This window comes from Paraclostridium sp. (assembly GCF_051657365.1).
GTDB lineage: Bacteria > Bacillota > Clostridia > Peptostreptococcales > Peptostreptococcaceae > Paraclostridium.
In genome coordinates, this window is sequence record NZ_JBOFKN010000033.1 from 82,529 (window position 1) to 95,566 (window position 13,038).

Annotated in this window: 11 protein-coding genes and 1 riboswitch; of the genes, 1 reads left to right on the forward strand and 10 read right to left on the reverse strand. The window is 29.6% G+C overall.

All coding sequences use genetic code 11. The features are described from left to right. Positions 1-12: 12 nt before the first annotated feature. From secA to metK, 5 genes are all read right to left on the reverse strand, one after another. On the reverse strand, positions 13-2,685 hold the full coding sequence (gene secA, locus ACRCYC_RS02645) for a preprotein translocase subunit SecA (RefSeq protein WP_438617626.1): 2,673 nt from the start codon (positions 2,683-2,685) through the stop codon (positions 13-15). Between the two features lie 123 nt (positions 2,686-2,808). Continuing rightward, the gene (hpf, locus tag ACRCYC_RS02650; protein WP_438617627.1) at positions 2,809-3,360 is read right to left on the reverse strand and encodes a ribosome hibernation-promoting factor, HPF/YfiA family; all 552 of its coding nucleotides are present in this window, start codon (positions 3,358-3,360) and stop codon (positions 2,809-2,811) included. A 614-nt stretch (positions 3,361-3,974) separates the two neighbouring features. Continuing rightward, positions 3,975-4,706, reverse strand: a complete 732-nt coding sequence (locus ACRCYC_RS02655; protein WP_438617628.1) for a ComF family protein — start codon at positions 4,704-4,706, stop codon at positions 3,975-3,977. A 13-nt stretch (positions 4,707-4,719) separates the two neighbouring features. After that, positions 4,720-6,948, reverse strand: a complete 2,229-nt coding sequence (gene recD2, locus ACRCYC_RS02660; RefSeq protein WP_438617629.1) for an SF1B family DNA helicase RecD2 — start codon at positions 6,946-6,948, stop codon at positions 4,720-4,722. Positions 6,949-7,083: 135 nt separating this feature from the next. Then, positions 7,084-8,277 (reverse strand): methionine adenosyltransferase, encoded by a 1,194-nt coding sequence (gene metK, locus ACRCYC_RS02665; protein WP_438617630.1) that lies wholly within the window; start codon positions 8,275-8,277, stop codon positions 7,084-7,086. 139 nt (positions 8,278-8,416) lie between these two features. Continuing rightward, a riboswitch (SAM riboswitch) is annotated at positions 8,417-8,522 on the reverse strand. Positions 8,523-8,663: 141 nt separating this feature from the next. Between metK and yyaC the strand changes: the two genes are divergently transcribed. After that, on the forward strand, positions 8,664-9,173 hold the full coding sequence (gene yyaC, locus ACRCYC_RS02670) for a spore protease YyaC (protein ID WP_438617631.1): 510 nt from the start codon (positions 8,664-8,666) through the stop codon (positions 9,171-9,173). 59 nt (positions 9,174-9,232) lie between these two features. Here the strand turns inward: yyaC and fabZ are convergent, their stop codons facing one another. From fabZ to spoIID, 5 genes are all read right to left on the reverse strand, one after another. Continuing rightward, on the reverse strand, positions 9,233-9,661 hold the full coding sequence (fabZ, locus tag ACRCYC_RS02675; RefSeq protein WP_438617632.1) for a 3-hydroxyacyl-ACP dehydratase FabZ: 429 nt from the start codon (positions 9,659-9,661) through the stop codon (positions 9,233-9,235). Position 9,662: 1 nt separating this feature from the next. Further along, positions 9,663-10,709, reverse strand: a complete 1,047-nt coding sequence (locus ACRCYC_RS02680) for a rod shape-determining protein (protein WP_438617633.1) — start codon at positions 10,707-10,709, stop codon at positions 9,663-9,665. A 106-nt stretch (positions 10,710-10,815) separates the two neighbouring features. Beyond that, positions 10,816-11,082 carry a sporulation transcriptional regulator SpoIIID gene (gene spoIIID / locus ACRCYC_RS02685; RefSeq protein WP_438617634.1) on the reverse strand — a complete coding sequence of 89 codons (267 nt, stop codon included), beginning with the start codon at positions 11,080-11,082 and terminating at the stop codon, positions 10,816-10,818. Positions 11,083-11,180: 98 nt separating this feature from the next. Continuing rightward, positions 11,181-11,867 carry a peptidoglycan DD-metalloendopeptidase family protein gene (locus ACRCYC_RS02690; protein WP_438617635.1) on the reverse strand — a complete coding sequence of 229 codons (687 nt, stop codon included), beginning with the start codon at positions 11,865-11,867 and terminating at the stop codon, positions 11,181-11,183. A 122-nt stretch (positions 11,868-11,989) separates the two neighbouring features. After that, positions 11,990-13,012 carry a stage II sporulation protein D gene (gene spoIID, locus ACRCYC_RS02695; protein WP_438617636.1) on the reverse strand — a complete coding sequence of 341 codons (1,023 nt, stop codon included), beginning with the start codon at positions 13,010-13,012 and terminating at the stop codon, positions 11,990-11,992. Between the last annotated feature and the right edge of the window lie 26 nt (positions 13,013-13,038).

Sequence of the window (13,038 nt, forward strand, 5' to 3'; positions counted from 1 at the left end):
GCAACCTCCAAATTATCTTCCGCAACACTTTTTATATTTTTTACCGCTTCCACAAGGACATTCTTCATTTCTACCAATCTCTTCATCTTTTTTAACAGTTCTATTTCCTTGATCAGCATCAGCGTTTGAAGAAATTTTATCTACATCTACTACTTGTTTTCTTTGTATAGGCTCTTCGATTGTAAAGTTATATAAGTATCTTACAGTATCTTCTTGTATAGCTTTTGTCATATTATCAAACATATCGAATCCTTCTAATTTATATGCTACAACTGGATCTTGTTGTCCTATAGCTCTAAGACCTATACCTTGACGTAATTGATCCATTGCATCTATATGATCTATCCAATAAGAGTCAACAGCTTGAAGAAGTATCACTCTCTCTATCTCTCTCATTCTTTCAGTTGAAACAACCTCTTCTTTTGCATTATAAATTTGATTAGCAACCTCATATATAGCATTTATTGCTTCTTCTTTTTTCATATTTTCAAGATTATCAATTTCTAAACTGCCTTTTGGCATAAACGTGTGGTATAAATATTCTTTATAAGCATGTAAATCTAATCCCTTATCAGTAACATATATATCATATCCACCTTCTATTATTGATGATATCATTGTTTGAATTTGCTCTTTTAAGTTTTCTCCTTCTAATACACGACCTCTTTGCTCATATATTATTTCTCTTTGCTTATTCATAACATCATCATATTGAAGTACGTGCTTTCTTATACCAAAGTTTCTACCTTCAACTTTCTTTTGAGCATTCTCTATTGATTTAGTTAACATCTTAGCTTCTATTGGTGTATCTTCATCTAAACCTATTTTCTCAACCATTCCAGAAATTCTGTCACTTCCGAACAGCCTCATAAGTTCATCTTCTAAACTTATATAAAATCTTGAACTACCTGGGTCACCTTGACGACCAGCACGCCCACGTAGCTGATTATCAATTCTTCTTGACTCATGTCTTTCTGTACCTATTATACACAAGCCTCCAGCTTCTATAACTTGACTTTGCTCTTCTTTTATCTGTTCTTTATACTTTTCAATTATTCTATCATAATCAGCTTTAGCTTTTACTATTTCTTCTGTTAACTCTATTTCTAAACTTTCTATATCTGCATCAACTGTATTTATTATTTCTTCAGGATATCCTATTTTTTTCATTTCTTTTTTAGTTAAGAATATAGGGTTACCTCCTAAAACTATATCGGTACCACGACCTGCCATATTAGTTGCTATAGTTACAGCCCCTAATCTACCAGCTTGTGCTACTATTTCTGCCTCTTTATGATGATTCTTTGCATTTAAAACTTCATGCTTAACACCTTTTCTTTTTAAAAGCATAGACAGTACTTCTGATTTTTCTATAGAAACTGTACCTACAAGCACTGGTTGTTTATGTTTGTGTCTTTCTATTATATCTTCAACAACTGCATTGAATTTTCCTAATTCACTTTTATATACAGAGTCTGCTAAGTCTTCTCTTAAAATCGGCTTATTAGTTGGTATTTGAACAACATCCATTTTATATATAGCCTTAAATTCTTCTTCTTCCGTTTTGGCTGTACCTGTCATACCTGATAACTTATTGTACATTCTAAAGTAATTTTGGAATGTTATAGTTGCTAAAGTTTTAGATTCCCTTTGTATTCTTAATCCTTCTTTTGCTTCTATACCTTGATGTAATCCTTCTGAATATCTTCTACCAAACATAAGTCTTCCTGTAAATTCATCGACTATAACTATTTCTCCATCTCTAACAACATAATCTACATCTAATTTCATTATTTTATGTGCTTTTAAAGCTTGATTTATATGGTGATATAGTTCTATATGAGCTATATCAGTTATATTATCAACTCCAAAATAAACTTCAGCTTTTTGTATACCACTTTCTGTTAACGATATAGATTTTTGCTTTTCGTCTATTTCAAAATTATCATCTTTTAAAGTATGTATAAAAGTATTTGCATCAGCATATAAGTGTGTAGATTTATCTCCAGGTCCAGATATTATAAGAGGAGTTCTAGCCTCATCCACTAATATTGAGTCAACCTCATCGACTATTGCATAATTTAATTCTCTTTGTACTTTTTGCTCTTTATGTATAACCATATTATCTTTTAGATAATCGAATCCATATTCATTATTTGTACCATAAGTTATATCACATTCGTACTGTGCTTTTCTTTCTTGAGGGTTTTGTCCATGAACTATAACTCCAACTGTCATTCCTAAGAATTCATAAATTTTCCCCATTTGTTCCTTATCACGTTTTGCTAAGTAGTCATTTACTGTAACTACATGTACACCTTTGCCTGTTAATGCATTTAAATAAACTGGAGCTGTAGCAACTAAAGTCTTACCTTCTCCAGTCTTCATCTCAGCTATCCTACCTTGGTGAAGTACTATACCACCTATAAGCTGAACTCTATATTGTCTCATTCCAAGTACTCTGTTTGAAGCTTCTCTAGCAACTGCAAATGCTTCAGTTAGTATATCATCGACCGTTTCCCCATTGTTAAGTCTTTCTTTAAAAACTTTAGTCATGTTTTTTAACTCTCGGTCTGACATCTCCTGAAATTTAGGCTCTAAAGCATCTATCTCATCAACTATTTTGTTGAATTTCTTCATTTCTCTTTTATCAGCTATATTAAATATATTATCTAAGAAACCCATTTAATTACCTCTCCTCGTCCATTATATGTATAATATACATTTTACCATAAAATCATTATATTTTATATTTAAAAAGCTATCGATGTTTATTTTTATCGATAGCTTTAATAATCAAATTAAATTCTAATCTTGTTCTATCATTCCGTAACCGCCATTTTTTCTTTTATATACTATTGATATATTGTCTGTTTGTGTATTTGTAAATATGAAAAAATCATGTCCTAATAAATCCATTTGTAATACCGCTTCTTCTGCACTCATTGGTTTCATATTAAACTTTTTACGTCTATCAATAGAAATGTCTATAGAGTTTTCATTATCACTATTTAATTCTTCTTCAGTTAAATCTTCTATATGGTTAAATCTTATACTTTCATTTGACTGATGTCTATCCTGAACTCTTTTTTTATATTTTCTTAATTGTGTATTAAGCTTATCATATGCTACGTCTATAGCTGCATATAAATTTTCTTCTGTATCTTCTGCTCTTATTATAGGTCCACTTATAGGTATTATAGTTACCTCTACTTTTTGTCTTGCTTTTTTAGCACTCACAGTAACTTTCACTTCTGTTTCTGGATGAAGGTAGCAATCTAATCTTTCTAACTTTTCCTCTACTGCATCCTTTATTGCGTCTGTTAATTCCATTTGTTTCCCAGATATTGTTATTCTCATAAGAACATCTCCCTTCAGAATATACAAGTATAAACACTTATATATATATTTCTATGCTTAATTTGAATTTCCTTTATTTTTATTGTTAGCTTCTTATAATTATAATATTCAGCTTAAATTAATTTATTTTTGTCGAATTATTTTACATTATTATCAGTTTGTGGATTTATTTATAGTCATAACCTGTGGATAATGTGGATAGAATTGTTAATAAGTACTCAATTGTTTAATTTTACACATTTTTTACTACTATTTAATCCACAGAACTAATGTTTATTTGTGATTAAATTGTTTATTATTGTCATATTGTCGAATAAACTTAAGAAAATTTGTTTTCAAATAAAAAAAAAGCACCGATAAAGGTACTTTTGTAATATTTTAGCTGACCTGGTCTTTGCCCCCACACTCGCCTGCTGGAGATTTCGCTTGGGTTCGCCGCACTACTGACTCTCTCGACTTTATTGTCGGCAGGTCTTACTTCTAAGCTGCACCATGATCATCAACCCCATTTTTAGGGTTAACTTACGTGGGTCCTTTTGCCTGCAACTGGCATGAACTTTCAACCACAGACCTAACATACTACTAATTTATTTTAATATCTTATCTATTATATGTCAATAACAATTTATTCTAGTCAAAAATGTACATACATATATAGTATCTATATTTCTTATTTTTAATAATTTAGATATTTCATTTGCAGTACTTCCTGTAGTAAATATATCATCGATTAATAATACTTTTTTATTTTTACATATACATATATCATCGCTTAGTTTAAATGCATTCTTTAATTCTTTTGCTCTTTCATCGTTTGCTAATTTAAATAATCTTAATGTATTTTTATTTCTATATATACAATCTATTACTTTTTTATCAGTTATCTTTCCCAATTTATTAGCTATAATTTTTGATTGATTAAATCCTCTTTTTCTTTCCCTTTTTCTATGCAATGGTACATATAATATATAATCATACTCTATACTTTCATTCTCTAATTTATCTTTAATTATATTTGCTATGTATCGTGCCATAAAAGTTTTATTATTATACTTAAATCCAAAAATTATTTTTTTACTAAGATCATCATACTCTATACATCCTATAGCTTTATCAAAATAATAATTTTTATTTAAGCAAGCATGACACCCTTCTAATAATTGTTCTACTTTTATTTCCTCTATAGCGTTATTTATTATTGTCTTCCCACATTTTATACATCCATCATTTATAAAATTTAATTCTTTGAAACAATCTTTACATAAAGAATAAATATTTTCTTTACTAATAGATTTATTGCATATGATACAGCTTATATTACTAGGATATACCAATTCTATTAGCATGTCAGTTATTGAACTAATTTTTTACCAACAGCCCTTCTTTTTTTAATTTATTTAGTTTTTTACCTAAATTAGAATGTCTATCATTAGTTTTATTATTTTTAATCATATATTCTAAGTATTTAACATTACCTACTAGTACTACTAATTTTTTCGCTCTAGTTACAGCAGTATATAACAAATTTCGATTTAATAGCATTGGTGGAGCCCAAGTTACAGGTATCACGATAGCGGGAAACTCACTGCCTTGACTCTTATGTATCGTTGTACAAAAACTATGATCTAACTCATCTAATTCAGAGTATTCATATGATACTATTTTTATTTGATCAAATAAAACATATATAACCTTATTTTCTTTTTCTATATGATAAATATAACCTATATCTCCATTGTATATACCCTCTCCACTTTCACTTTTATCTTCTGTTTCCCATTTTTTTGTGTAGTTATTTTTAACTTGCATTACTTTATCGCCAACTCTAAAAATTCTTTTTTGTAGTGTTTCTTCTACCTTATATTTTTCTTCTTTGTTTAAATACTTTTGTAATTCAACATTCAAATTAGCTACACCTAAATCTCCTTTTCTCATAGGAGCTAATACTTGTATATCTTTTAATTTATCTAAATTATAAAACTTAGGAAGTCTATCATTTACTATACCAACTATTTCTTCTAATATTTCTTCATTTGTGTCCTTTTTTATAAAGAAAAAATCTTTGCCTTTAGCATTTAAATGTAGTGGTAAACCTTGATTTATTCTATGGGCATTGACTACTATCATACTTTCTTGTGCTTGCCTAAAAATTTCTGTCAATCTAACTACATTTATAACCTCAGATTCTATAATATCTTTCAAGACGTTTCCTGCCCCAACAGAAGGTAACTGATCACTATCTCCAACTAATATTAATCTAGTTCCTGGCTTTATAGCTTTTAATAAGCTGTACATAAGTACAATATCAACCATAGAAACCTCATCTACTATAACTACATCTGCTTTTATTGGATCATCTTCATCCTTTAAAAATACTAATTCTTCTGAATCTGTAGCATATCCCATTTCTAGCAATCTATGGATTGTTTTAGCTTCTTTATTAGATGTTTCACTCATTCTTTTAGCTGCTCTACCTGTAGGAGCTGCTAATATTACTTCTTGTTCATTATTTTCAAATACTTTTATAATTGTATTTATAGTAGTTGTTTTTCCCGTTCCAGGTCCTCCAGTTATTACTACTAATCCACTGTTTATAGCTTCTTCAACTGCTAATGCCTGATTTTTTGCAAGTTTTATTTCTGTTTCGTTCTCTACTTTTTCAATTTCTTTTTCTACATCTATATTTAGATCTTTAAAATTTGCTTGAGATAACTTAATTATTTGCTTGCAAACTCCATTTTCAGATAAATAATATGGTATTAAATATATATGATCTTCACTTCCCATGCCTCTCTCAATATGAATTTTTTGATCATATGCTAAGCTTATAATCGAGTCTGACACGTAATCTTTATCTACTTCTAAAAGTTTACTCGATTCTTCTATAAGTATGCTTTCTGGTAAATATGTATGTCCACTAGCTAAGGACTGGTTAAGTGAATATAATATACCTTGCATTATCCTATCCTTTGAATATTTATCTATACCTAAATTTGATGCTATCTTATCTGCTACTTTAAATCCAATTCCTCTAACATCTTCAGCTAATTTATATGGATTTTTACTTATAACCTCTATTGCTTTATTTTTATATTTTTTATATATTTTTAGACAAAAGTTGGGAGTTATTCCATAAGGAGATAATTGCATTATTATATTTCTTAATTCTCTATTATCTTCATAGCTTTTTGCTATTTGTTCTATTTTTTTAGTACCAATACCGTCAACTTCAGATAATCTATGTGGAGTATTTTGAATTACATCTAGCGTATCTACTCCAAATTTATTAATTATCCTTTTAGCCATTTTCTCTCCTATACCCTTTATCATTCCAGAAGATAAGTACACATATATACCTTCTATGGATGATGGGGTAACTGGCATAAAACTGTTAACTTCAAATTGAGTCCCATATGTTTTATGGTTTACCCATTTTCCTTCAACTTCTATACTTTCTCCTTCTGTTAAAGTTGGCATACATCCAACTATGACAACATCACTGTTTTCATTTGATAAATGAGCAATAACATACCCATTATCTTCATTTTTAAATACAATGTCACTTATCATTCCTTCTATTTTTTCCATAAGTAATCTCCTAAAAAATACTAACTTTATCGTTTACATAATTAATTATTATTATACAAGTAAATAGAAATAAAAAAAATAGAAGACTGTAAAATTACAGTCTTCTTATATATCTAAAACCCAATACTATTGTTATTAGTTAGCTAATGCTTCACTTTTTAAAATTTCAGCTTTATCTGTTCTTTCCCATGGTAAATCTAAATCTGTTCTACCAAAATGTCCATATGCTGCAACATTTTTGTACATTGGTTTTCTTAATTCTAAATCTCTTATTATTGCTCCTGGTCTTAAGTCAAAATGCTTATTTACTAATTCAACAAGCTTTTCTTCACTAACTTTTCCAGTTCCAAATGTATCTATAAATACAGATAATGGTCTAGCAACACCGATAGCATAAGCTAATTCTATCTCACATTTCTCAGCAAGCCCTGCTGCTACTATATTTTTAGCAACATATCTTGCAGCATATGCAGCAGATCTATCAACCTTTGTAGGATCTTTTCCTGAGAAAGCTCCTCCGCCGTGTCTAGAGTATCCTCCGTAAGTATCGATTATTATCTTTCTTCCTGTAAGACCTGTATCTCCCTGAGGTCCTCCTATAACGAATCTTCCTGTTGGATTTATATATATTTTTGTTTCTTCATCTAAAAGAGCCTCTGGTATAACTACTTTTATAACTTTTTCTATTAAGTCTCTTCTTATAGTTTCATTACTTACAGTTTCACAATGTTGAGTTGATATTAAAACAGTATGTACTCTAACTGCTTTATTTCCATCGTACTCAATAGTTACTTGAGTTTTTCCATCTGGTCTTAAGTATTCTAATTCTCCATTTTTTCTAACTTCTGTTAATCTTTTTGATAATTTATGAGCAAGAGATATTGGAAGAGGCATTAATTCTTCAGTTTCATTACATGCGAAACCGAACATTATCCCCTGATCTCCAGCTCCTATTTTTTCTATTTCATCTTCTGTTATTTCACCACTTCTATTTTCTAATGCTTCATCCACACCCATAGCTATATCTCCTGATTGCTCATCTATAGCTGTTATAACTGAGCAAGTATCTCCATCAAACCCATACTTAGCTCTAGTGTATCCGATTTCTTTTATTGTATCTCTAACTAATTTAGGTATATCTACATATGTGTTTGTGCTTATTTCTCCTGCTACTAATACTAATCCTGTTGTAACTGTAGTTTCACAAGCAACTCTTGCTAATGGATCATTTTTTAATAGTGCATCTAATATTGCATCTGATATTTGATCGCATATTTTATCTGGATGCCCTTCTGTAACTGATTCTGATGTAAATAAATGTTTTGCCATTTAATTATCCTCCTATATTTTAACCTTCTCTTAAAGTTCTCCCATTACCTTAGATCTGTTTGCATAGTCTTTTTTGATATTAAAAAAACCTCTTCTTTGTATAAAGAAGAGGTTAATTATATTCATCAATAATTAACTAACCTCATCTTTCAAGATATAAATATCTTGTAGGAATTAGCACCTTTTCCATTCGGAATGGTTGCTGGGTTTCACAGGGCCTGTCCCTCCACCTCTCTTAATAAGGTAATTAAGAAATTTTTATTAATTTTTATTTTACAATTACAATTATACTATCATCAAAAAATATAATCAATATTTTTCTTTAAATTTTCATTGTTATTTTTTCCCTAGATTTTCATATATTTATTTTAGGGGGGGATGTTCCTATGTATTTGGCTAAGGTAAACTATAAGAAAGATAATGTTGTTCAAGTTCTTAGTGAAACATTAAAAAATATAATTAATGAGAATACGGTTATAGTTTGTATAGGAACAGACAGAGCTATAGGCGATTCTTTAGGCCCTTTGGTTGGAACCATGTTAAAAAACAGCAATTATAAATATCCTGTTTATGGCACTTTAGATAAACCTATTCATGCTTTAAATATATATGAATCTCTACAGTCTATAAAGAAAAAACATCCTAATGGAAATTTTCTAGCTATAGATGCTTGCTTAGGCTCAAAAAGTAATATAGGAAATTTACAAATAAGAAAAGGTCCTATTCTCCCAGGAAAAGGAGTAGGAAAAAAACTTCCCGAAATCGGAAATTATTCTATAGTAGGTATCGTTGATAAAGTTGATGAAAATAATAAGTTTTCTTTCAATAATATACGTCTGAGCTTTATTTTAGATATGTCTGAAATAATAGCACTATCACTGATACTTTCAACCTGACCTAAATTTATTTTCTTGTTCAATCATAAAAAATAAGAAGCTGTCTATATGACAGCTTCTTATTTTTGAACTAATGCAAACATTAATTCTCCACTACATACTAAATCTTCACCTACGTATGCACTCGCATTTGCTTTTCCTATATTTCTTCTTAGTGAAACCATTTCAACTTCCATTCTTAATGTATCTCCTGGTCTAACTTCTTTTTTAAATCTAACTTTATCTATACCTGCAAATACACCTAACTTGCCTTTATTTTCTTCAAGCGACATCATAGCTACAGCTCCTACCTGAGCCATCGCTTCTATTATTAACACTCCTGGCATTATAGGATATTCTGGAAAGTGACCTTGAAAAAAAGGCTCATTTACAGATACATTTTTTATACCTATAGCCTTTTTACCTTCTTCTAACTCTAATATTCTATCTACAAGTAAAAATGGATATCTATGTGGTATCAACTCTTTTATTTGATCTATATTCAACATATTAATTTTCTCCTTTATTTATCTTTTTTTTAAGAGGTATTGTTCCACCTGTTTCTAATAAACTTAATGCAGATAATGATTCTCCAGTTCCTTTAGCTACACATGATAAAGGGTCGTCAGCTATTCTAACTTCTATACCTGTTCTTTCCTCTATTTTTTTATCTAAGCCATGTAGTAAAGCTCCTCCACCTGTCATTATGATTCCAGTCTCACTTATATCTGCCGCTAGTTCTGGAGGCGTTTTTTCAAGCACAGCATGCACTGCACAAACTATCTGATTTACACCTTCTTTTAAAGCTTCTAACATTTCTGATGAATCTATAGTTATCTTTTGAGGTAAGCCTGTTACTAAATTTCTTCCTTTAACATCCATACTTACTTCTTCTTCTCTAGGATAAGCTGTCCCAATTTTCATTTTTATTTGTTCTGCTGTTCTATCTCCTATAAGTAAATTATAGTGTTTTCTCATATAAGTGACTATATATTCATCAAATTTATCTCCACCCATTTTTATAGATTCACTTACTACATCTCCACCTAATGATATTACAGCTATATCTGCTGTTCCTCCGCCTATATCCACAACCATATTACCATCTGCTTTAGATATATCTATACCAGCTCCTATGGCTGCTGCTATAGGTTCTTCTATTATATATACCTCTCTTGCTCCGGCTTGTCTTGTTGCTTCTTCTACAGCTCTTTTTTCTACATCAGTTACTCCTGTTGGTACACATACCATTATCTTTGGCATAAAAAATCTTGAAAGACCTTTTTTATCTATAACTTTATTCACATAATAAGTTAACATTTTTTCTGTAATATCATAATCAGATATAACTCCATTTTTTAATGGTCTTATCGCAACTATATTTCCTGGGGTTCTACCTATCATTCTTCTAGCTTCTTCTCCAACAGCTAGAACAGTCTTTGTATTTTTATCTATAGCAACAACAGAAGGTTCTTCTAAAACTACACCCTTACCATTAACATATACAAGGATATTTGCCGTTCCTAAGTCTATGCCAATTTCAGCTCCCTTAGCCATATTTTCAACTCCTTTTTATTTATATAAACTATTCGTTAATTATTAATACTCTACATACAAAAATATACAAAAACTGCTTTTTAGTCAAGAAAAAAATGTAGGTATACTAACCTACATTTTTGTCACATTTAAATTCATATTTTTGTTTTGTTGCCATTCCACCCCTAATATGTCTTTCTGATTTATTTTTTTCTAAAACCATTTTAACCTCTTTTGCAAGAGATGGGTTGATTTCCTCCAATCTTTCAGTTACATCTTTGTGTATAGTACTTTTACTCACCCCAAATGTTTTGGCTGTTTGTCTGACAGTTGTTTTCTTTTCTAATATATACTTTGCTACAACTATAGCTCTTTCTTCTATATGAGATCTCAAGACTCTCCCCCCTTAAATCCTTGCCTTACTGATATATATGTAAATCAAACAAAAAATATAACAAGCCTAATCAAATTTGATTAGGCTTGTTATATTTTTTATTTAATTAAAGTCATAGGATCTAAAGATTTACCATCTTTTGTTGCAGTTAAGTGAACATGTGGTCCATCTAAACTTTCAACACTAGTAGTATTTCCAACTTTACCTATAACATCTCCATCTTTAATTTCTTGATTTTTCTTAATAGATAACTTACTATCTAGATTAGCATATACAACAGTTACTTTATCTTTAGTTTCTATCTTAACAGATACTCCATGTTGCTCATCTTCAAAAACGTCTGTAACTTTTCCACTAACTATAGATTTTACTTTACTTCCTTTTTTAGCTTTTACATCTAATCCTTTATGTATTTCCCAAACATCTAGTGTAGACGAATAACTAGGCTCTTTTTCTGAGTATTCTCTAGTAACTTTTTCGCCTAAATAATGCAATTTACTTTCACTCTCTTTTGTTGTGCTTACTTCTTTTTCTTTAGCTTTTTCTAAATCTTCCTTTGAATTTGTAGTAGTTGGAACAGCTTCTTTATCTTTTTCAATTAAATGAATTTCTTCATCTTCATCGCCTTTTGCAACTTTATCTTTGTTATCTACAAAACCATTCTTAGATGCCAAATCATCTACACTATTTTTCGTAAACCAAATACCTCCAATAGCTACTAAACAAACACAAACAAATAAGGCTAAGTAAAAACCATCTTTCTCTAATAGTTTTTTCTTTTTCATGGTACACCTCCAAATATATTAATACATTTGTATTTTGTACCTTATTTGTTATTTTTATACAATTTTTACATTTTTTTATAAAAAAACTCTAAACTAACCTATAACAGATTAGTTTAGAGTTTTTAATATATATCTTTAATCTTTGTATTAGAGTAATAGTGATTTAAAATCTCATAGTATAAATGTCCATCTTCAGCCATTCCTGCAGCTCCCCATTGACTCATTCCTACCCCGTGCCCATAACCTTTTACTACTATATCTACATATTCGTCATTAAATTTCAATTCAAAATTAGCAGAATTTAAATGAAATAAGCTTCTTATATCACGACCTGTTAAATCTTTGTTTGAAACTTTAATCTTATCTACTGATCCGCCTTCACTTCTATTTTTTATCTTGACTTGTTTAGCTAAATCTTTACTAGATATATTTATATCGGGATAACTTTGCTTTATAGTATTAACAAAATCAGAATTATTTATTTTAATATTAGAAGCATACTTAGGTGCACTCTTATCATATGGACTATCCACAGATCTTAAATATGGATACTTAGTGCTAAATACTTCTTCGCTATTTTCTGTATTTCCTGAAGATGTAGCAAAATAAAGAGGTAATATAGGTTTATCATCATAAACAACAATATGACCTTGTGTTTCTTTAACCGCTTGTTCTATCTTTTTATAATATTGATCTATCCATTTCTTCCCATTTTTATTTAATAAATCTTCTTTACTTTTATATTCCTGACAATGCTTATAATCTGTACATACATCTGCATCTTTATGTTTGCCTGTATTCTGATTGTATATAGTAAATGTCCTTGCAGCTACTGCTTGAGCTTTAAGAGCCTCTAAATCGAATTTTACAGGCATTTCCCCAGCAATAACTCCACATAAATATTCTTCTATATCTCTATTCTCAACCTGTCCTTTTTTATGGTTATAAACTTTTATTTTAGGTATATCTTTATTTACTGTTTCATAGTTTATAACTTTTTTGTCTCTTTTCATTTTTATGTTACTTTCATTTGGTAACCTATTACTTATTTTAACATCTGAATCATAAACAAACATAGATATACAAATAGGTATAGCCACTGTAGTTAATACAGTTCCAAATAAAACAACTAAAGGGTTCTTCATAAAATTTTCCTCCTTAGATAAATACT